Below are 21,254 nucleotides of genomic sequence, written 5' to 3' on the forward strand. Positions count from 1 at the left end.
ATCACCACCTGGGGTGTGCGGGACTGCGACTCGTGGCGGGGCTCCGACAACGCCCTGCTGTTCGATTGCAACGGCAACAAGAAGGCCGCGTACACCGCAGTGCTGGACGCCCTCAACGGCGGCTCGACCCCGCCCACCACGCCCCCACCCGGCTCCGGAGTGGACACCAGCGCCTGGTACGTGTTGCTGAACCGGAACAGCGGCAAGGTGCTCGACGTGTACGCCTCGGCCACCAACGACGGGGCGCGAATCAGCCAGTGGACGCGTAACAACGGCGTCAACCAGCAGTGGCAGTTCGTCGACTCCGGGGGTGGCTACTACCGGGTGAAGTCCCGCAACTCCAGCAAGGTGCTCGACGTCAGCAACTTCTCCACCGCCGACGGCGGCGCGATCGTGCAGTGGTCGGATCTCAACGGGACGAACCAGCAGTTCCGGTTGGCCACCTCGGACGGTGGCTACGTACGGCTGATCAACCGCAACAGCAACAAGGCCGTCGAGGTGCAGGGCGCCTCCACCGCCGACGGCGGAAACATTGTGCAGTACGCCGACTGGGGTGGCACCAACCAACAGTGGCAACTGGTCCGGATCGGCTAGCGACCGCCACGCTCGACCCGGGGAGAGGGGCCGCCGGCCGATCGGGATCCGGCCGGCACCTCCCGGGCGAGGTGTGACGAGTGGTGGCCCGCCCCAACCGGGGCGGGCCGCCGTGACCGTCAGGTTGCCGCTTCGAGGGAACGCTCGGATCGATGCCAATCGTTTGACGTATGACGTCTAAACCGCTAATTTTCACCCGCGGGCCACCCGGCTGCCGGTAGCCAGGACGTCGCACCGCGCGGCTCTGCGCGGGCCTTGCTTCGAAGCCCGGATCGTGGCATCGCCATCGACCGCACCGCTGGCCGCGGAATGCCCGCACACAACACCCCAGACGTGCTGACGCCACCACCACGACGCCGGCACGCACGCCAGGGCACGCGCGGGCGTTCGCTCGTGGGTGGCCCCGACCAAAGGAGTGGACCATGAAAGCCCTCGGTGAGGCTCGTCCCGCCTCGCGACAGAGACGTCGCTGGCGGTCAGGGTTGGCCGCGGCGGCGGCCACGGTCATGGCAGCCAGCACACTCGTCGCGGTCAACGCGGCGCCCGCGGCGGCAGCGACAGTGGACACCAACGCCTGGTACGCCCTGGTGAACCGGAACAGCGGCAAGGCGTTGGACCTGTACGCCTCGGCCACCAACGACGGCGCCCGGATCAGCCAGTGGACGCGCAACAACGGTGCTAACCAGCAGTGGCAGTTCGTGGATTCCGGGGGTGGCTACTACCGGATCAAGTCGCGGCACTCGGGCAAGGTGCTCGACGTCAGCAACTTCTCCACCGCCGACGGCGGCGCGATCGTGCAGTGGTCGGATCTCAACGGGACGAACCAGCAGTTCCGGCTGGCCGACTCGGACGGTGGCTACGTTCGGCTGATCAACCGCAACAGCAACAAGGCCGTCGAGGTGCAGGGCGCCTCCACCGCCGACGGCGGAAACGTCGTGCAGTACGCCGACTGGGGTGGCACCAACCAGCAGTGGCAACTCGTCCCCGTCGACGGAGGCAGCAACCCGCCGCCGTCGGGTGGTAGCGGATGCGGCAAGGCGCCGACGTTGGCCAGCGGCACGCACACGATCCAGAGCAACGGCAAGAGCCGAACCTTCATCCTGCGGGTGCCCGCCAACTACAACAACAGCAATCCCTACCGGCTGATCTTCGCCTTCCACTGGCGAGGCGGCACCATGCAGGAGATCTCCTCCGGCGGCACCAGTGGGACCGCGTGGTCCTACTACGGGCAGCAGGAGCAGTCGAACAACAGCGCGATCCTGGTCGCGCCCCAGGGATTCGGCAACGGCTGGGGCAACTCCGGCGGTGAGGACATCACCTTCGTCGACGACATGATCAGCCGGATCGAGAGCAGCCTCTGTGTCAACCCGAGGCAGCGGTTCGCGCTCGGCTTCAGCTGGGGTGGTGGCATGAGCTACGCCGTCGCCTGCGCGCGGGCCACCGTCTTCCGGGCCGTCGCGGTCATCTCCGGCGCGCAGATCAGCGGGTGCAGCGGCGGTACGCAGCCGATCGCGTACTTCGGGCTGCACGGCATCTCGGACAACGTCCTGAACATCTCCCAGGGCAGGGCGCTGCGCGACACCTTCGTCCGCAACAACGGTTGCACCGCCCAGAACCCGCCCGAACCGGCCGGCGGCAGTCGTGCGCACATCACGACCGCCTACTCGGGTTGCCGGTCCGGCTACCCCGTGCAGTGGGCCGCGTACGACAACGGACACATGCCCGGCCCGGTGGACGGCACCTACGCCGAGAGCGGCATCACGACCTGGACCAAGGGTGAGATCTGGAGGTTCTTCGCCCAGTTCTCGTGACACCTGTCGGCCTCAACCGGCGGCGCCCGCTCCCGTACCTCGGGGGTGGGCGCTGTTGGTTGCCGTGCCGGTCAGCGTTCGAGGCGGACCGGGCTCCCCGAGCCACTGCGACGGACCAGCCAGGCCTCGGTGATGTGGGTGAACATCGCCTCGGCGGCGCCGTTGGGGTCGTGGGCGGCGATGCGTTCGTAGATGCGGCGGTGACCCTGGTTGGACGCCACGCACAACGCCCGTTCGGTCCGGCCCATGTAGCGGGCGGTGTTGATGACCTGGCTCTCCAGCGCGCGTACGACACCACGAGCGATGCGGTTCCCGGATGCCTGCATGATCGTGTCATGGAAGGCTCGGTCGTGGTCGTGGTAGGTGACGTGGTCGTCGACGAGTTCGTCCATCCGGTCCACCATGGCGCGCAGTCGATTGACGGTCTCGGTGTCGGCGAGGCGGGCGGCGACGTTCGCCATGTCGGACTCCAGCACCCGTCGGGTGACGACCAGGTCGTCGAGGATGGCGAGGCTGTCGTCCACCGCGATGGTCGCCGCGAGGACCAGCTCGTCGAGCATGTCCCAGTGTGACGGTGGGGTGACCATGGTGCCGGCGCCCTGGCGGACCTGCACCAGCCCCTTCTCCTGAAGGATCTTCACTGCTTCCCGGACGACGGTACGGCTCACGCCGAAGGTCTCGCAGAGGATCGGCTCGGGGGGCAGGGACGTCCCGGACGGGTGTACGCCGCGGACGATGCGCTCCACCAGTTCGGCGGTGACCGCCCTGGCGAGGTTGGTCGGCCGACGCACCCACGCCGGGGTCGCCGGGCTGTTCAGGGCTGTCTCCTGCGGTGGCGTCATGTCCCCCTCCGAATGGCTCGCCGTGGCACGACGTCTGGGTCAGTGTACGGCCGACTGTTGACGTCACACGTCATACGAGTTACCTTCCGGTCAACATTTGGCTCGCGGGACACCCGCCGGCCACCCCCCATATAGAGGTGACAATCGATGAGACAGCGCGCAATATGGTCGGCCGTCCTCGTTGTGGGCCTGGCCCTGGCCGGTTGTGGAAGTGCTAGCGATTCGGGCAAGTCAACCAGCTCGGACGGCAAGTTGGTGGTCTGGGACTGGAAGTCCGGCGAGCCGTTCGCCAAATCCTATCTGGACAAGGCCAAGGCCGACTTCAAGAAGAAGCACCCCGACGTCGAGGTCGAGTTCGTCGCACAGCCCTTCGACCAGTACTACACCCTGCTCGGTGCGGCGATCCAGTCCGGCAAGGGCCCGGACGTCATGCTGTTCAACGGCGGCGGCCAGATCCGCGACCGGGTCGACGCGCTGGTGCCCCTCGACGACTACGTGGCCGAAGACAAGCAGCGGCTGGCCGGCTGGGAGGCGTTCAGCAAGGACGGCAAGATCTACGCCGCCCCGGTGACGCTGCAGGGTTACCCGATCTACTACAACAAGGGGATCTACCAGAAGGCAGGCCTCGACCCGGCCAGCCCGGCCACCACCTGGGACAAGTTCGTCGCCGACTGCGCGGCCATCGCCAAGGCCGGCTCCAAGTGCTTCGCCCTCGGCAACAAGGAAGGCGTCGGCATCCAGTTCTGGATGTCGAGCATGGGCTCGACCACCCTCACCGCCGCCGAATACGACGCCTGGATCGCCGGCAAGCGCGACTGGAACTCGGCCAACGTCAAGCGGCTCTTCCAGCTCTGGAAGGAGACCGGCGACAAGAAGATGAACAGCGACGGGGCCAACTCGACCGCCATGTTCAACGACTCCTTCGCGTACTTCCAGTCCGGTAAGGCCGCCCACGTCATGGGGCTGATGTCGGACGTCGGGCACTGGCAGGACTTCAACGAGTTCCTCACCCCGGAGAAGCTCGGCGTCATGAAGCCCCCGGTCGTCACCGCCGGCACCACCCCGAGCCTCCCGTACGACGGAGGCATCGGCTACGCGGTCGCCAAGTGGACGAAGGACCCGAAGGTGGCCGCCGACCTGGCGCGTTCCCTGAGCTCGGCGGACGCGTTGAAGGCCTTCTACGCCGACGCCGGCGCGATCGCCGCCGACACCACGATCGACGTGTCGCAGGCCGGCCCGGCCGCCACGACGATCGTCAGCGAGCTGAAGAGCGGCAAGCCCGCTCTGCACGTGGCGCTCTCCTCGAAGACGATCGACCTGATGGGGCGCCTCTCCCAGCAGCTGCTCAGCGGTTCGATCACCGTCGACGAGGTGGTGAAGCAGTTGGCCGCTTCCGACCAGGCGGGCTGACCTCGTGCCGATCGGAAACACGCAACCGTCGGTCCGTCCGGCTTCGGCCGGACGGGCCGGCGGGGCGGCGGTCGCCCCCGCCGCGCATCGGAATAGCACACGACCCCGTCGCACCCGTGGCGGCCTGGGGGCCGAGCGCTACGCCCCCTACATCCTGGTCGCCCCGGCCGTCCTGGTCATCGTGCTGCTGCGGCTCTACCCACTGCTGCTGGGCGTCAACTTCTCGTTCACCGGTGACGGCGCGCAGAACGGGACCGCCGTCGGATTCGGCAACTACCGCGAGCTGTTCGGAGATCCGCTGTTCCGGACCGCGCTGAGCAACGTCGGGCTGCTGGTGCTGCTGCTGCCGGTGGCGGTGGCGATCCCCGGTCTGCTCGCGACGTTCATCTACCTCCGGGTGCCCGGCCACCGCTTCTACCGCAGCGTCTACTTCTTTCCCGCTGTGCTCTCACCGGTCATCGTCGGTGCGATCTTCAACCTGTTGCTCGCCTTCGACGGCCCGCTCAACGCCGTGCTCGGGTCGTTCGGTGTCGGTCCGGTGGACTGGCTCGGGGACCCGGACATCGCGATGTTCATGGTCGTGGGCGTGCACATCTGGGCCACCTTCGGGATGGCCCTGGTGGTGTTCCTCGCCGGCTTCGCCACGCTGGACGCCGCGCTCCTGGACGCCGCCCGGGTGGACGGGGCGTCGCTGCGCCAGGTCGTCTGGCACGTGATCATTCCGAGCCTGGCCCGGACCATCCAGTTCGTCTTCGTGACCACGATGATCGGGATGCTGACCTCGATGTTCGGGTTGCTCTTCGTGATGACCAGCGGCGGCCCGGAGGGTTCGACATACCTGCCGGAGTACTACATCTGGATCCAGCAGGGCCAGATGAACCGTCCGGCTCTCGCGTCGGCCGCGTCGACGATCCTCTTCGTGATCATGCTTGTGGTGGGGCTTATGCAGATCAAGCTGCTGGAACGAGCGGGGAAGGAGGACTGATGTCTCGCATTCGACTGGGACGGTGGTTCATCGCCGTCCCGATGGCACTGCTCGCGTTGGCGACGATCTACCCCCTGCTGTTCACCGCCAACGTCGCGATGAAGACACGGCGCGACTACATCCTCGACCGGTTCTCGCTCACCGACGCGGTGCGCTGGGAGAACATCAGCACGGCGTGGACCAGCGTCGGCATGGGCCGCTACTTCGTCAACTCGCTGTTCGTGGTGACGGTGTCGGTGCTCCTGCTGCTGCTGTTCGGGTCGATGGCCGGCTTCGCCCTGAGCCAGCTGCGGTTCCGCGGCTCGTCGGCGTTGTTCCTGGGTTGCCTCGCCGGGCTCTTCATCCCGTTCCAGGTGATCATGGTGCCGCTCGCTCGGATCATGGCCGACACCGCGCTCATCGACACGTACCCCGGCCTGATCCTGGTCTACGTGGCCCAGTTCCTGCCCTTCACGGTCTTTCTCATGACGAGTTACTACAAGGGCATCCCGCCGGAGATCGTCGATGCCGCGCGGATCGACGGCAGCACCGTGTACGGCGTGTACCGCCGGATCATGCTGCCCCTGGGCACCCCGGCGCTGCTGTCGGTCGGCATCCTCAACGCCCTGTTCTGCTGGAACGACGTCCTCATGGCGTTGGTGATGATGCCCTCGGCCGATCACCGGACGCTCATGATCGGGGTGACCTCGTTGCGCGGGCAGTACTCCGACAACATCCCCACCTTCGCCTCCGGGGTGCTGATCGCCGCGATACCCGTCCTGTTGGTCTACCTGTTCCTCCAGCGCCAAATTGCCGACGGCGTAGCCGCCGGTTCCACGAAGGGTTGACATGCGGATCACGGGATATCGGACGCTCTCCACGGTCCAGGAATGGGGCCGACCCGTCGGCGACGCCAACGGTGTGTTCTCCGACGGGGTGGTCCCGGTCTCGATCGTCATCGTCGACACCGACGAGGGCATCTCGGGAGTCGGCCTCGGGCCGCACGTCGAAATCGATCGGATCTTCCCAGCCATCGAGGGTGAAGACCCCCGCGCCGTGACGTCCCTGTACGACCGCATGTTGCGGCACACCTTCAAGGCCGGCCACGCCGGGCCGGTGTTCGGCACCATCGGCGCTCTGGACACCGCACTCTGGGACATCAAGGCGCAGGCCGCCGGCGAACCGCTGTGGCGGCTGCTGGGCGGACGGGACCGGCGGGTCACCGCCTACGCGTCCGGGCTGGACATCGGGCTCACCGACGACGAACTCGTCGCGGAGTACGAGGTCTACGCGAGTCACGGCCTACGGGCGGCCAAGCTCAAGGGTGGCCTCGACATCGAGCGCGATCGGCACCGCCTGAGCCTGGTCAAGGACGTCCTGACCGAGGCCGGGCACGGCCGGCGGCCGGGCCTGATGCTCGACGTCAACGAGGCGTGGACCCGCAAGCAGGCCGTCCGGCACGTCTGCGAGCTGGAACGCACCCTGGACCTCATCTGGATTGAGGAGCCGGTCCGGCGCTGGGACGCCGAGGGTCTCGCCGCGGTCAGTCGAGGCGTGTCGGCGTCGGTCGCCACCGGTGAGAACCTGACCGGGCTCGAACAGTACCGTCCGCTGATCGCCGCGGGCGCGGTCGACATCGTCCAGATGGCGGCCGTCTGGGGGGTCACCCACTTCCTGCGGGCGTCCGCCCTGGCCCACGCCCACGACCTGCCGGTCAGCCCGATCGGCAACAGCCCGGTCGGGCTGCTGCACGCCGCGACCTCGGTGCCGAATCACCTGACAAGCGAGTTGCAGGACCTGCGCCCCCCGGTCGGTGTCTCCCTCGACCTGCACGTCGAGGACGGCGCGTTCATCCTCGGCGACGCACCCGGGCTGGGGGTCCGGGTGGACGAGGAGCGGATCCGGGCGGCCAACCGTCGCCCGCAGGCACAGACGGCCGACAGCCCCAACGTCCGGCCGGAGCGGGCCGGACGGCGCCTGCTGGCCGGGGTCGACGGGGTGATTCCCACCCGCCAGGTGCCGGTCGTGCCGCTGAACTCCCACAACGAGGTGTCGCCGACCGCACGGCACTGAGCTGACCATCAGAACAGGGAAGGCGTGGGTGCATCGCGATGGCGATGCACCCACGACCATGCCCGGTCGGCACGACCGACGTACCGACCGTCGAGACGGAGGAACGATGAAGGCAGTCGTCTACCGGGGCGCGCGAGACCTCGGAATCGAGAACCGCGATCCGGAGCCACCAGGCCCCGGGCAGGTACGGATCGAGGTGGCGTACACCGGGATCTGCGGTACGGATCTGCACATCTACCACGGGGACATGGACGCCCGGGTCGGTGACTCCGCGATCATCGGGCATGAGATGTCCGGGCGGATCGCGGCCGTCGGCGAGGGCGTGACCGGCTGGGACGTCGGTCAGCCCGTCACCGTGATGCCGACCCGACCCTGCGGACGGTGCGCGGCCTGCCAGCGGGGCAACTCCAACGTCTGCCACGCGATGAACTTCCTCGGCATCGACTCACCGGGTGCCATGCAGTCATCCTGGAACGTGCCGGTGGAGCTGGTCCTGCCGCTCCCGGAGGAGTTGCCCCTCGACCACGCGGCGCTCGTCGAGCCGGTGGCGGTCGCCGTGCACGACGTACGCCGGGGGAACGTGACCGCCGACGACCAGGTGGTGGTGGTCGGTGGTGGGCCGGTCGGCGTCCTCATCGCCACCGTCGCGCGCGGCCGTGGCGCGCGGGTGCTCCTCGTCGAGCCGGACCCGTTCCGACGCGAGGTGGCGGAGGGGATCGGGATCGAGGCCGTCGACCCGCGAGCGACCGATGTCGTGGCGTTCGTCAACGACCGTACCGATGGCGCGGGCGCCGACATCGCCTTCGAGGTGTCCGGCTCCCCGGCCGGCGTGACCACGGCGGTCGACGTCCTCACCACTCGCGGGCGGCTGGTCATGGTGGCGATCCACCCCCAGCCCCGGGAGGTCAACCTGCACCGGTTCTTCTGGCGTGAGCTGGAACTTCTCGGCGCTCGGCTGTATCAGCGCGACGACATGGTGGAGGCGATCCGGTTGGTCGCCTCGGGCGCGATCCCGGCACAGCAGCTGATCTCCCGGATCGAGCCGGTCGAGGCTGCCGGCGCGGCCTTCGCGGCGCTGGAGGGTGGCGGCGTGATGAAGGTGCTGCTCGATGTGCGGGAGGGTACCCAGTGACTGCCTTGTTCGATCTGTCCGGACGGACCGCCGTCGTGACCGGGGCGCGGCGCGGTATCGGCCTCGCCATGGCCGAGGCCCTGGCCCTGGCCGGTGCCGACATCGTGGGTGTCTCCGCCCAGCTCGAAGCCGACGGCAGTGAGGTCGAACGTCGGGTGCGGGCCGCCGGCCGCCGGTTCACCGCGCTGCGGGCGGACCTCGGCGACCGGGCGGCAGTGCACCGGTTGGCAGGCGACATCATCGCTCTCGGGCCGGTCGACATCCTGGTGAACAACGGCGGCACGATCGCCCGGACCCCGGCTGCGGAGCACCCGGACGAGATGTGGGACCACGTGATCGAGGTGAACCTCAGCAGCCAGTTCATCCTGAGCCGGGAGATCGGCCGGACGATGGTCGAGCGTGGCCGAGGGAAGATCATTTTCACCGCGTCGCTGCTGAGTTTCCAGGGCGGCATCACCGTCCCCGGATACGCCGCGTCGAAGTCCGGGGTGGCCGGCCTGACCAAGGCGCTGGCGAACGAGTGGGCGGCCCACGGGGTGAACGTGAACGCCATCGCGCCCGGCTACATCGCCACCGACAACACTCAGGCGCTGCGCGACGACCCCGACCGCAACCAGGCGATCCTCGGCCGGATCCCGGCCGGCCGGTGGGGCCGGGCCGACGATCTCGGCGGTGCCACTGTGTTCCTGGCGTCGACAGCGTCGGACTATGTCAACGGGATCGTGCTGCCCGTCGACGGCGGCTGGTTGGGCCGATGACGGGCGCACAGGAGCCCGGCCGCGCCGGGATCGTCGACGCACACCACCACCTCTGGGTTCGCTCCCGGCACCCGCAGCCGTGGATCGACCCGGTGACCATGGCGGCGATCGACGCCGACTTCGAACCCGCCGATCTCGCGCCGCTGGCCCGTGCGGCCGGGGTCACCGCGACAGTGGTGGTGCAGTCCATCGCCTCCGAAACCGAGACGGTGGACCTGCTGGGCGTGGCGGCCGGGGACACCCTGGTCCGTGGGGTCGTCGGCTGGGTGGACCTGACCGCCGAGGACGTCGCGGACCGCCTCGACCGCCTGCGGGCCGCTCAGGGCGGGGAACGCCTCGTCGGCATCCGCCACCTCGTGCAGTCCGAGACCGACCCGGCGTACCTGGACCGTCCGGACGTCCGTCGGGGGATCGCGGCGGTGGGCGCCGCCGGCCTCGTCTTCGACCTGCTGGTACGCCAGCACCAACTGCCCATGGCCGCGCGTCTCACGCGCGACCTGCCCGAGGTGAGATTCGTCCTCGACCACCTGGCCAAGCCCGCGATCGGCCGTCCGGAAGTGGAGGAGTGGAGCCGGGACCTGCGGTCGTTGGCCGCCTCACCCAACACCACGGCGAAACTCTCCGGGTTGGTGACGGAGGTGCCGCTCCCGCAGTGGACGCCGGAGGACCTTCGACCCGCCGTCGAGGACGCCCTCGACGCGTTCGGGCCGGACCGACTGATGTTCGGCTCGGACTGGCCGGTCTGCCTGCTCGCCAGTTCGTACCAACGGTGGATCGACACCCTGGCGCAGCTGCTGGGGGGCCAGGACGGGACGGAGCCGGTGTGGGGCGAGACGGCGCGCCGCGTCTACAAGCTGGCGGCGTCATGATGGCGCGGGCACTGCCGCGCCGCCCGGAGGTACGGCTCACCGAGCTGGGGTTCGGCGCGGCCCAGGGTGGCAACCTGTACCGGACGACGACGGACGAGGAGTTCGCCTCGGCGGTCGACGCGGTGTGGGACGCGGGCGTCCGCTACTTCGACACCGCTCCGCACTACGGCCTCGGGCTGTCCGAACGCCGCCTCGGCGCCGCGTTGCGCCAACGGCCGCGCGACGAGTACGTGGTGTCGACGAAGGTCGGGCGACTCCTGGTGCCGTCGCCGCAGGACGGGCACCTGCGGGACTCCGACGGGTTCGATGTGCCCGCGACCCACCGGCGGGTGTGGGACTTCAGCCGCGACGGCGTGCTCCGCTCCATCGAGGCCAGCCTGGACCGCACCGGGCTGGACCGGCTCGACATCGTCTACCTGCACGACCCGGACGACCACTGGGAGCAGGCCGCGGAGGAGGCCGTACCGGCTCTCGTCGACCTGCGGGACCAGGGCGTCGTCGGAGCCATCGGCGCCGGCATGAACCAGTCGGCGATGCTGGCGCGGTTCGTGCGGGAGACCGACGTCGACGTGATGATGTGCGCCGGGCGGTACACCCTGCTCGAACAGGGTGCGGTCGCCGACCTGCTGCCGGCCGCCGAGAACCGGGGGGTGGGCGTGGTCATCGCGGGCGTCTACAACTCGGGGCTGCTGTCGCGGGACCGGCCGCCAGCCGACGCCGTCTACAACTACCAGCAGGCGCCGGCGGAGCTGATCGAGCGTGCGCGGCGGATCGCCACGGCATGCGAGACGTACGGGGTGACCCTGCCGCAGGCGGCCCTCGCCTTCGTCCGTCGGCACCCGGCCGTGGTGTCGACGGTGGTCGGCGTCCGCAACGAGGCGCAGGCGGTCGAGACGGTACGACGGTCCGGAATCGTCGTACCGGAGGAGTTGTGGGACGACCTGGCGGCGGCCGGGCTGCTCAGCACGCCACCCGGTCAGCTTCCCCTCGGCAGTGCCTGACTGACGACGACGTCCCGGCCGGGACCGGCTCCGTTCCTCGGATACCGGTCCCGACCGGGACGTCAACTGTTACCGCGTCAGCCGCGTGGTCACACCGCGGTGAACCGCCACTGCTGGTTGGTGGCGCTGTGGCAGGTCCACTGCAACAGCCGGGCGCCGTCGGCGGTGGAGGCGCCGTTGACGTCCACGCAGAGCCCGCTCAGCACACTCTTCACCGTGTACACGCCGGAGGTTCCCGTCGCGGTGGCGGTGAACTTCTGCTGGTTGCCGTTGTTGCAGGTGGCCTGCTGGAGGAAGGCACCCGCCGCGGTCGAGCTACCGACCACCTCGACGCACTTGCCGCTGTGCACCGCCTTGAGGTAAAGCGCGCCGTTACCGGCGTCGACGGCCTGCCACTTCTGGTTGTCGCCGCCGGTGGACGCCCACTGGGTGATCTGGGCGCCGTCGGCGGTGGAGACACCGCTGACGTCCATCAGCTTGTTGCTGTGCTGTGCCGTGACCGTGTAGGTCTTGCCCGCCAGGCCGCCGCCGGTGCCGGTGCCGGGTGTACCGACGCCGTTGCCGCCAAAGGTGTGCGAGTCCAGATCGAACGAGTTGTTGCTGTTCTTGAACACCATGTAGAGCGTCTGCGTCCCGCTGGTCGCGGCGACGCTCACCGGAGTCGTGGACTGGTAGTTGTCCCAGCCGCCCGTACTCGGCACCGTGGTGGTGGCCAGCAGGGTGCCGGTCGGCGAGCCGGCGCGCAGCTCGATCGACCCGCCACCTGAGGGCGACGACAGCCGGTAGCTGACCGTCGAGATACCCGACAGGTTCATCGGGCTGAACGCGATCCAGTCGTTCGAGGAGATGTCACCGACGCGCTTGGTGCTCTCCGCGGCGGCCTGGTCGACCACCCGGACGCCGGACTGGCTGCTGAAGTACTCCGACTGCTTGTGCTTCGGCTGGAGGATCGCCTGCGCGGTCCCGGTGAGTGGGGCCGCACCGCCCGCGCCACCGCTGTCGGTGTAGCGCGCGTTCAGCACGTAGAACAGGTTGGCGCCGTCCGGGTGCCCACCGAGCAGGTCGGTGGAGATGGTGCCCGAGCAACCCGGGTACTCGGTGGTCTCGTGTGCGTGGTCGTCGTGACCCAGCGCCGGGTTGAGGAACACTTTCGAGCAGTCGACGGTTCCGCCGTCCGGATCGGTCACGGTGATCTGGTACGGCACCATGTCACCGAAGTTGAGCATGCCCCCGTTGCCCGGGGTGGTGATGGTGACCACCGGCGCGGTGTTGCCGACGGTGATCTGGACATTGGCGAAGCCCGTCTTACCGGTACTGTCGGTGACCTTCAGTTGGGCCGTGTAGTTGCCGTTGGTGGTGTAGACCTTCGACGGGTTGGCCGCCGTGGAGGTGGTGCCGTCGCCGAACGTCCACAGGTAGCTCAGCGTGTTGCCGTCCGGGTCGGACGTGCCCGCGCTGCTGAACTGGACGGTCAGCGGTGCGCTGCCGCTGGTGGGCGTGCCGGTGGCCTTGACGATCGGTGACCGACCGCCCTGGATGTAGTCGATCCGGTAGAGCCCGGAGTCGCTGTTGCCGCCGCCGAAGTTGGTGCCCCACTCCAGCAGGTAGAGCGAGCCGTCCTTGCCGAACTCCATGTCCATCGGCTTGTTGAACCCGGTGCCGGACAGGAACGGGTTGGTGCGGGTGACCGCCGTGGAGGAGTCGAAGTGCACCTCCTTGATGTAGTTGCGGGCCCACTCGTAGAAGAAGTGCACCCCGTCGTAGTAGGGCGGGAACTTCGTCGCGGACGGGTTCGACGCGTCGTACCGGTAGACCGGGCCGCCCATCGGCGCGGAGCCACCGGAGCCGAGCTCCGGGAAGGTCGGCGAGGTGCCGTAGCCGTACCAGATGTTGGGTGCGACGACCGGCTTCAGGCTGGTCAGGCCGGTGTTGTTGGGCGAGTTGTTGACCGGCGCGTTGCAGTTGAACTTCGCGCCGACCACGCCGGTGTCGGGGTTGAACGGCGCGTAGGGCTGGTTGTCACCGTGGCAGAACGGCCAGCCGTAGTTGCCGGGCGTCTTGATCACGTTGAGCTCGACCAGGCCCTCGGGGCCCCGGTTGGTGGTGGGCGGGTTGCGGTCCGGCCCGTAGTCGGCCAGGTAGACCCAGCCGGTGGCCGCGTCGATCGAGAAACGGAACGGGTTGCGGAAGCCCATCGCGTAGATTTCCGGCTTGGTCTGCGCCGTGCCCTGGGGGTAGAGGTTGCCGGAGGGGATGGTGTAGCTGCCGCTGGCCCCGGGGCGGATACGCAGCAGCTTGCCGCGCAGGTCGTTGGTGTTGCCAGCGGTCCGGGCGGCGTCTAGGTTGGACTTGCCCGAGCGCCAGTCCAGCGGGGCGTAGCCCTGCCAGTTGGGGTCGAGGTTCGGTGGCGTGTCGTCGCCGGTGCCGATGTAGAGGTTGCCGTCCGGACCGAATTCGATGTAACCACCGGTGTGACCGGGCTCCGGGAACGTTCGGTCCCGGTACGCCGGGATGTCGATGATCGTCACACCGCTGGACATGTTCAGCGTGTCCCCGCTGAGGGTGTAGCGGGAGACGCGGTTGATGTCGGTCGAGCTGCTCGCCGGTGAGTGGTACAGGTACACGTACCCGTTGGTGGCGAAGTTGGGGTCCAGCGCCATGCCGGTGAGGCCGTCCTCGCCGCCGGTGTAGACGCTCAGCGTGCCGGCGGTGACGGTGCTGTTGGTGGAGGGCTTGAAGATCTTCAGCTGCCCGCCGCGCTGGGCGTAGAGCACGCGCCCGTCCGGGGCCACTGCCATCGCCATCGGGTCGACGGTGTTGTCGTCGAGGGTGCGCTTCTCGAAGTTGCCCCAGACGGTGCCGCCGCAGTCACCGGCGACGTTACCGGCTGCCCATTTCACGCCGCCGAGCACGTGGTTGCGGAAGTTCGTCTCGCTGTAGGAGTCGATCGCGTGGCCCATCGCGGTGGCCCACACCCGCCCGCCAGCGGTGTTGCGACACCAGGAGATCGGGTGGTCCGGGCCCATCGCCCGGGATCCGGGGTTGTAGGTGCGCTCGTCGGCGGTCACCAGAACGTGCACCTTGCCGCGCGGGTTGGAGTCGAAGTTGTACCACTCCTCGCTGCGGTTCCAGCGATCCGGCAGCCCGGCCGTCGACGGGTGCTGTTTGTCGGCGACGATGGCGGTGCCGGGGAGCACGCCGGGGGAGTGCTCGGGCATGTGGGCGCCGCCGTTGATGGTCTGGTCCCACCACGGGTACTCGGTGTCGATGCCCATGTCGGTGGCGTTGTGGATGCCGACGATGCCCTTGCCGCTGGCGAAGTAACCCTCCACCGCCTGGCGCTGGGCCGCCGAGGTCCAGACCATGCCGGAGGTCTGGAACATGATGATGACGTCGAAGGTCGCCAAGTTGCTGGCGGTGAAGACGCTCGAGTCCTCGGTCTGCACCAGCTCGAAGTTGTTCGCCGCGGCCTGCTGCTGGAACATGGCGATCCCGGCGGGGATCGAGTCGTGCCGGTAGCCGGCGGTCTTGGTGAACAACAGGGCGCGGAAGGCCGGGGCCGCCGACGCGGGTGGGGCGAGTCCGAGCGCCAGCAACAGGCCGGCGATCACTGAGATGAGCAATGTGTTGCGACGCATGCCGTCTCCTAGGTTGGGCGGGCAACTCCGATTGCCACCACGGGCCCCACGGTTCGTCAGGTTGTGCCTGGACGCGCGAGGGTGCACGGGGTGCGGTGGTCGGTCCTCGTGCCGTTCGCCGAAACGGCAGTCAGACCTGCAGGACGTCACACAGCGTGATAATCGCTGTAGGTCTCGTCCGGTGATCCGCGAGGTCAGGATGAGCTAGAGATAGAAGAGTGTCAATTAACGGGGTGACGTCCGACGTCCTGCCCAGGTGACGACGGTCGTGCGCGACCCCCTCGCTGCGGCGCCGCTGCCGATCGGGTGACGGCCCTGGCAATCAGCCTCGGTCGAGGATTGCGGACCAGCATCCAAACATCTATCTTCATACGTGTGATGTTTCGTCGATGTCAAGGGAATGTTCGTAACAAGCGAACATAAGCCTCCGTCGATCGCTACGAAAGTTCGATGGTCAACACCTCGAGGTCGCCGTAGCGTGTGATCGAAACCTGTAGATGACTACTGTCTGTGAGGCTTTCGGGATGTCAGACCCACGGCCGGTGCCGTTACTCACCCTTCGGGGCATCGGTAAGTCCTTCCTCGGAGTTTGCGTTCTCGACGGTGTCGACCTCGACGTCGCGCCGGGCGAGGTGCACGCCGTGGTCGGTGAGAACGGTGCCGGGAAGTCGACCCTCATGAAGATCGTCTCGGGCGGGTACGCCCCGGACGGGGGCACTGTCGAGTTCGCCGGTGCGACGCGCACGTTCCGAGGTCCGCGCGACGCGCAGCGGGCCGGCATCGGCATCATCCACCAGGAGTTCAACCTGCTCCCGGAGCGCACCGTCGCGGAGAACGTCTACCTGGGGCACGAGCCGGTGCGTCGCGGGCTCGTCGATCGTCGAGAGATGCTGGACCGCACCACTCGGCTGCTCGCCTCGATCGGTGAGACCACGTTGCCGGCCGATGCCCGGGTGGGGCAGTTGGGCGTCGCGCAGCAGCAGGTTGTCGAGATCGCCAAGGCACTCGCCCTGGACGCGCGGCTGCTCATCATGGACGAGCCGACCGCAGCGCTGGCCGACCACGAGGTCGAGCTGCTCTACGGGCTGGTACGCCGACTCCAGGAGCGGGGCATCGGGCTGCTGTACGTCTCGCACCGGCTCGCCGAGGTCTTCGACCTGTCCGGTCGGATCACAGTGCTCAAGGACGGCCGTCGCGTCACCACTGTGGACACTGCGGACACCACCGCCGACGAGTTGGTGCGGCACATGGTCGGCCGGGAACTGTCCAGCTACTACCCGGACCGGGCCGCCCCCGAGGACCGGGGCCCGGTGCGACTCAACCTTCGCGACGCGGGAAACCGGAAGCTGCGGGACGTCAACCTCCAGTTGCGCGCCGGCGAGGTGCTCGGCATCGGCGGCCTGCAGGGCTCCGGACGCTCGGCGCTGGCCCGTGCGATCTTCGGGGTGTCGCCGTTCACGACCGGCGACGTCACGCTCGACGACCGGCCGGTTCGACTGCGCTCACCCCGCACCGCGATGCGGGCCGGCATCGCCTACGTCACCGAGGACCGCAAGGGCGAGGGGATCGTCCCCCGGCAGTCGGTGCTCGACAACGCGCTGCTCGCCAGCCGGGCCGTCTTCGCCGCCCGGTCCGGCCGGGCGGCGAGGGCCGCCCGGGTACGCGAGTTGCTGGCCGCCGTGGAGATCCGCGGCGCCGGCGACGACCAGGAGATCCGCTTTCTGTCCGGGGGTAACCAGCAGAAGGTAGTGCTGGCCCGGTGGCTCGCCCTCAATCCGCGGATCCTGCTCTTCGACGAGCCGACCCGGGGCATCGACGTGGGCGCGAAGTCCGCGATCCACGACCTCGTCCGCCGCCTCGCGCGGGATGGCGCGGCCGTGCTGATGATCTCGTCCGATCTACCGGAGCTGCTGGGGATGAGTGACCGGATCGTCGTCATGCGGGACGGTCACGTCGCGGGCGAACTGCCCGCCGGCGCGACCGAGGAGGAGGTCGTCGCGTTGGCTGTCGGCACCGTGCGGGAGACCGTCCAGTGAGCGCGAGGAGTGAGCCGGGTTTGCGAGCCCCGCAGTCGCGAACCGAGGTGGCCCAGTGAGCGCTCTGTCGCTGCTGCCGGCCCGGCGTTCCGTACCGGGCGTCTTCGTGGCGCTTACCCTGACCCTCACCATCGGCTGGCTGGTCGTCCTGCTCGACGGTGGCCAACTGTTCAACCAGTCCACCACCGTGAGTCTGCTGCACGTCGCCGCCGGCCTCGGGCTGGTCGCGGTGGGCCAGACCCTGGTCATCCTGGGCGGCTCGCTCGACCTCTCGGTGGCGTACGTGATCAGCCTCAGCACCCTGGTCGCGGCCGAGACGATGAACGGCAGCGACGGTGCGGTGCTGCCGGCGATCGGCCTGGTGCTCGTCGTCAGCGCCGGCGTCGGGCTGCTCAACGGGCTGCTCGTCACCAGGTTCCGGGTCAACGCGTTCATCGCGACCCTCGGCGTCGGCTTGCTGCTCAAGGGTTACCTCGACAACGGCTACGACGGTCCGGCCGGCGCCACCGCGCCCTCGCTGGTGCAGTCACTCGGTTATCAGCGGGTCGGGCCGGTGCCGGTGTCGTTCCTGCTGTTGATTGCGGTGACCGCGGCGGCCTGGTTCGCGCTCTCGCGGACCCGCTTCGGCCACCACCTGGTCGCCGTCGGTGGGGATCCGGAGGTGGCCCGGCTCTCCGGTGTCCGCAACGACCGGGTCCTCGTCACCGCGCACGTCCTGTGCTCGATGTGCGCCGGGCTCGCCGGCATCTACCTCGCCAGTCGGCTCGGCTCGGGCGCCCCGCGCGTCGGCACCGAGGGCCTCTACGACCTGGAGTCGATCGCCGCGGTGGTGATCGGCGGGACCGCCCTCGCCGGTGGCCGCGGTGGCGTCATCGGCACTGTCGGCGGGGTGCTGTTGCTCGCCAGCATCGACGCCATCTTCAACCAGCTCGAGGTCGACGCCTTCTTCAAGCAGGTGATCCGGGGCGTCATCATCATCGCCGCGGTCGCCGTCTACGCCCGCCGGGCCATGCGAAAGGCGGCCTAGCCATGCAGACCGTCCAGCCCCGTTCCCTGCCGCTGCGTCTGCCTCGGGTGCGCCCCGGCGGTGTCCTGCCGATCCTCGCGATCCTCGCGGTGCTGTTGGTGCTCGTCGGCATTCGGCAGCCCGACTTCCTGGCCCCGCCGTCGCTGATGTCCTTCCTCGGTCGTTCGGCGCCGATCATCCTGCTCGCCGCTGGCCAGTACTTCGTGATCGTGTCCGGCGAGTTCGATCTCTCGGTCGGTTCCCTGGTCACCGCGCAGGTGGTGGTCGCCGCCCGGCTGATCGACAGCGACCCGGCGCGTACCTGGCCGGTGGTGCTGCTCCTGCTCGCCTTCGGAGCCCTGGTCGGGCTGGTCAACGGCCTGATCACCACCCGGCTGCGGGTGCCGTCGTTCATCACCACCCTCGGCATGTTCCTGATCCTCGTCGGCGCGGTCTACCTGTGGTCCGACGGCGCCCCGAAGGGTGGGCTCTCCGAGGAGTTCCGGCGGTTCGGCCGGCGGGCCTTCGAGGACGTGCCGCTGCTGGGCCGCGTGCCGTACGCGCTGCTGGTCCTGGTGGTCCTGGCGGTGGCGGCCGTGCTGCTGATGCGCTCCGACTTCGGCCGGACGCTTGTCGCCGTCGGCGACAACCCGCGCACCGCCGAGCTGAGCGGCGTACGCGTGTGGCGTACCCGGACCATCGCCTTCATCCTCAGCGGGCTCGCGGCGGCGGTCGCGGCGATCCTCCTGGGCGGCTACAGCGGCGTGTCGTTCCAGGCCGGTGCGGGCCTGGAGTTCGGTGCGATCACCGCGGTCGTCCTCGGTGGGGTGGCGCTCGGCGGCGGTCGCGGCGCGGTCGTCGGGGCGATGCTCGGCGCGCTGACCCTCGAACTGCTCTTTGCCCTCATGAATTTCTACGGCGTCTCCGGCGCCCTCAGGTCGACCGTCCAGGGCGGGATCATCCTGCTCGCCGTGGCGGTCTCGGCAACGCGTTCTTCTTCGAGATAAAGGGGAAACCATAGTGCGACGTTCCATGGCGGCGCTTGCCGCCATCACCCTGCTGTCCCTCGCCGCCTGCTCCACCGACGAGCCGGCCGCGAGCCCGTCGGGGAGTGCATCCGCCGCCGCCGGGTCCGGCACCGGCGACCAGTCGAAGTTCTTCGTGCAGGCCGACTACGACGCCGAGCTCGCGCTGCTCGACGCGGCACCGACGGGCCCGGCCGACAAGCCGTGGGAGCAGGTGCTCAACCCGACGATGGTGGACACCGCCAAGTTCAAGAAGAACGGCCCGCACAAGATCTGCTTCTCGAACGCGGCCCTGAACAACCCCTGGCGGCAGGTCGGCTTCAAGACCATGCAGGCCGAGGTCGAGGCGCAAAAGAGCCGCATCAAGGAGTTCGTGCACGTCGACGCCGAGGGCAAGGACCAGAAGCAGATCGCGGACATCAACGATCTGCTCGGCAAGGGCTGCGACGCGCTCATCGTCTCGCCGAACACCACCGCCACGCTCACCCCGGCCGTCGAGGCGGCCTGCAAGGCCGGGCTGCCGGTCGTCGTCTTCGACCGTGGTGTCAACACGAAGTGCCCGGTGACGTTCATCAACCCCATCGGCGGTTACGGCTTCGGCCACGTCGGGGCCGAGTTCGTCAGCCAAAAGATGAAGCCCGGCGGCAAGGTCCTCGCCCTGCGGATCCTGCCCGGCGTCGACGTCCTGGAGACCCGCTGGTCGGCGGCGAAGGTGGCGTTCGACAAGGCGAAGGTCGACGTCGTCGGCGTCGAGTTCACCGACGGTGACCCGGCCAAGACCAAGAAGATCGTCGACGACTACATCCAGCGGTACGGCACGATCGACGGGGTCTGGATGGACGCCGGAGCGGTGGCCGTCGCGGCGGTCGAGGCGTTCCAGGACGCGGGCAAGCCCGTTCCGCCGATGAACGGTGAGGACCAGCTCGACTTCCTGAAGATCTGGAAGGACAAGCAGCTCACCGCGATCGCGCCCACCTACCCGACCTACCAGTGGCGTACGCCGATCATCGCGGCGCTGCGGATCCTGGACGGCCAGCAGGTGTCCAACCCGTGGAAGCTGCCCCAGCCGACAGTCACCCAGGACAACCTCGACCAGTACCTCGACCCGGGTATGCCGCCGCTGCACTACGCCATGTGCGGCTGCACCGACCTGCCCGGTTACCCGCAGCGCTGGAAGTAGGGTCCGATGTACGCCATCGGCGTCAACCCCTGGGTCTGGGCCTCACCGGTCGACGACAGGGCCCTGGCCGATCTGATCCCGCGGATCGCCGCGTTCGGCTTCGACGCGGTCGAGTTGCCGATCGAGCAGCCCGGCGACTGGGACCCGATCCGTACCCGGGACCTGTTGGCGGAGCACGGCCTCGTCGCCGCCGGCGTCTGCGCGGTCACCCCGCCCGGGCGGGAACTGGTCGACGCCGCGCCGGCGGTCGTCGAGTCGACGGTGGCGTACCTCAAGGGCTGCGTGGCGAGCGCGGCGGCCGTCGGCGCTGGATGCGTCGGCGGCCCCGCGTACGCCTCGGTCGGCCGCACCTGGCGGATGTCACCGGCGGCTCGCGCGGCCTGTTACGCGGATTTCCGGCGGGCCCTGACGCCGGTGGCCGAGCAGGCCGGCGAGTTGGGCGTGAGCATCGGTGTCGAGGCGTTGAACCGCTACGAGACCAGCGTCGTCAACACGATCGAGCAGACGATCGAGCTGATCGACGGGCTACCGCCCAACGTCGGCATCATGATCGATACCTACCACATGAACATCGAGGAGGCCGACCCCTACGCGGCTCTCGCCGTCGCCGGCCCGCACATCAAACACGTCCAGGTCAGCGGCACCAACCGGGGCGCTCCCGGCGCTGACCACTTCGACTGGCCCCGCTTCTTCACAGTCCTGCGGGACACCGGCTACCAGGGTGCGATCTGCATCGAGTCGTTCACAGCGGAGAACGAGGCCATCGCCACCGCCGCCGCGATCTGGCGTCCGCTGGCCCCCTCGCAGGACCGTCTCGCCACGGACGGCCTGCGCTATCTCCGGGAGATCCTCGGATGACCGCCCCGACCGGCCACCCCCGCGCCGGTCGAGGCCGTTCCGTCACCCCCACCCCGT

At 68.9% G+C, this 21,254-nt stretch carries 17 protein-coding genes; 15 read left to right on the top strand and 2 right to left on the bottom strand.

The genetic code is table 11. The features are described from left to right. Together ABZU74_RS32560 and ABZU74_RS32565 are read left to right on the top strand one after the other, a co-directional pair. The coding region (locus ABZU74_RS32560) for an RICIN domain-containing protein (RefSeq protein WP_355432141.1) at positions 1 to 594 on the top strand (594 nt) is incomplete at its 5' end. A gap of 506 nt (positions 595 to 1,100) precedes the next feature. Next, complete coding sequence (locus ABZU74_RS32565) at positions 1,101 to 2,405, top strand: RICIN domain-containing protein (RefSeq protein WP_355432144.1); 1,305 nt, start codon at positions 1,101 to 1,103, stop codon at positions 2,403 to 2,405. Between the two features lie 71 nt (positions 2,406 to 2,476). Here the strand turns inward: ABZU74_RS32565 and ABZU74_RS32570 are convergent, their stop codons facing one another. Then, a complete protein-coding gene (locus ABZU74_RS32570; protein WP_355432148.1) occupies positions 2,477 to 3,247 on the bottom strand; it encodes a FadR/GntR family transcriptional regulator in 771 nt (256 codons plus the stop codon). 147 nt (positions 3,248 to 3,394) lie between these two features. Here ABZU74_RS32570 and ABZU74_RS32575 point away from each other — a divergent pair, with 147 nt between their 5' ends. The 8 genes from ABZU74_RS32575 (at position 3,395) to ABZU74_RS32610 (ending at position 11,454) form a co-directional block, all read left to right on the top strand. Beyond that, positions 3,395 to 4,657: an extracellular solute-binding protein gene (locus tag ABZU74_RS32575; protein ID WP_355432151.1), complete on the top strand. Its 1,263-nt coding sequence runs from the start codon at positions 3,395 to 3,397 to the stop codon at positions 4,655 to 4,657. 4 nt (positions 4,658 to 4,661) lie between these two features. Next, on the top strand, positions 4,662 to 5,642 hold the full coding sequence (locus ABZU74_RS32580) for a sugar ABC transporter permease (protein ID WP_355432154.1): 981 nt from the start codon (positions 4,662 to 4,664) through the stop codon (positions 5,640 to 5,642). After that, complete coding sequence (locus tag ABZU74_RS32585) at positions 5,642 to 6,469, top strand: carbohydrate ABC transporter permease (RefSeq protein WP_355432157.1); 828 nt, start codon at positions 5,642 to 5,644, stop codon at positions 6,467 to 6,469. Before ABZU74_RS32580 ends, ABZU74_RS32585 begins: the two co-directional genes overlap by 1 nt. A 1-nt stretch (position 6,470) precedes the next feature. Continuing rightward, on the top strand, positions 6,471 to 7,694 hold the full coding sequence (locus ABZU74_RS32590; RefSeq protein ID WP_355432159.1) for a mandelate racemase/muconate lactonizing enzyme family protein: 1,224 nt from the start codon (positions 6,471 to 6,473) through the stop codon (positions 7,692 to 7,694). Between the two features lie 106 nt (positions 7,695 to 7,800). Continuing rightward, positions 7,801 to 8,826, top strand: a complete 1,026-nt coding sequence (locus tag ABZU74_RS32595; RefSeq protein WP_355432162.1) for an alcohol dehydrogenase catalytic domain-containing protein — start codon at positions 7,801 to 7,803, stop codon at positions 8,824 to 8,826. Further along, positions 8,823 to 9,584 (top strand): SDR family NAD(P)-dependent oxidoreductase, encoded by a 762-nt coding sequence (locus ABZU74_RS32600; RefSeq protein WP_355432165.1) that lies wholly within the window; start codon positions 8,823 to 8,825, stop codon positions 9,582 to 9,584. The genes ABZU74_RS32595 and ABZU74_RS32600 overlap by 4 nt, the downstream gene beginning before the upstream one ends. Further along, on the top strand, positions 9,581 to 10,453 hold the full coding sequence (locus tag ABZU74_RS32605; RefSeq protein WP_355432168.1) for an amidohydrolase family protein: 873 nt from the start codon (positions 9,581 to 9,583) through the stop codon (positions 10,451 to 10,453). Before ABZU74_RS32600 ends, ABZU74_RS32605 begins: the two co-directional genes overlap by 4 nt. Continuing rightward, positions 10,450 to 11,454: an aldo/keto reductase gene (locus ABZU74_RS32610; protein WP_355432170.1), complete on the top strand. Its 1,005-nt coding sequence runs from the start codon at positions 10,450 to 10,452 to the stop codon at positions 11,452 to 11,454. Before ABZU74_RS32605 ends, ABZU74_RS32610 begins: the two co-directional genes overlap by 4 nt. An 89-nt stretch (positions 11,455 to 11,543) precedes the next feature. Here the strand turns inward: ABZU74_RS32610 and ABZU74_RS32615 are convergent, their stop codons facing one another. Then, a complete protein-coding gene (locus tag ABZU74_RS32615; RefSeq protein ID WP_355432173.1) occupies positions 11,544 to 15,092 on the bottom strand; it encodes a ThuA domain-containing protein in 3,549 nt (1,182 codons plus the stop codon). A gap of 524 nt (positions 15,093 to 15,616) precedes the next feature. Here ABZU74_RS32615 and ABZU74_RS32620 point away from each other — a divergent pair. Genes ABZU74_RS32620 through ABZU74_RS32640 form a run of 5 tightly spaced genes read left to right on the top strand, consistent with a single transcriptional unit; the run spans position 15,617 to position 21,197 of the window. After that, a complete protein-coding gene (locus ABZU74_RS32620) occupies positions 15,617 to 17,128 on the top strand; it encodes a sugar ABC transporter ATP-binding protein (RefSeq protein ID WP_355432175.1) in 1,512 nt (503 codons plus the stop codon). Between the two features lie 55 nt (positions 17,129 to 17,183). Further along, positions 17,184 to 18,155 carry an ABC transporter permease gene (locus tag ABZU74_RS32625; RefSeq protein ID WP_355432177.1) on the top strand — a complete coding sequence of 324 codons (972 nt, stop codon included), beginning with the start codon at positions 17,184 to 17,186 and terminating at the stop codon, positions 18,153 to 18,155. A gap of 2 nt (positions 18,156 to 18,157) precedes the next feature. Next, entirely contained in the window at positions 18,158 to 19,141 is a 984-nt protein-coding gene (locus tag ABZU74_RS32630) for an ABC transporter permease (RefSeq protein WP_355432180.1), read from the top strand. A gap of 13 nt (positions 19,142 to 19,154) precedes the next feature. Continuing rightward, complete coding sequence (locus tag ABZU74_RS32635; protein ID WP_355432182.1) at positions 19,155 to 20,339, top strand: substrate-binding domain-containing protein; 1,185 nt, start codon at positions 19,155 to 19,157, stop codon at positions 20,337 to 20,339. A 6-nt stretch (positions 20,340 to 20,345) separates the two neighbouring features. Continuing rightward, complete coding sequence (locus tag ABZU74_RS32640; protein WP_355432185.1) at positions 20,346 to 21,197, top strand: sugar phosphate isomerase/epimerase family protein; 852 nt, start codon at positions 20,346 to 20,348, stop codon at positions 21,195 to 21,197. The last annotated feature ends 57 nt before the right edge of the window (positions 21,198 to 21,254 follow it).

It is taken from the genome of Micromonospora sp. NPDC005171 (genome assembly GCF_040608575.1).
Taxonomy (GTDB): Bacteria; Actinomycetota; Actinomycetes; order Mycobacteriales; family Micromonosporaceae; genus Micromonospora.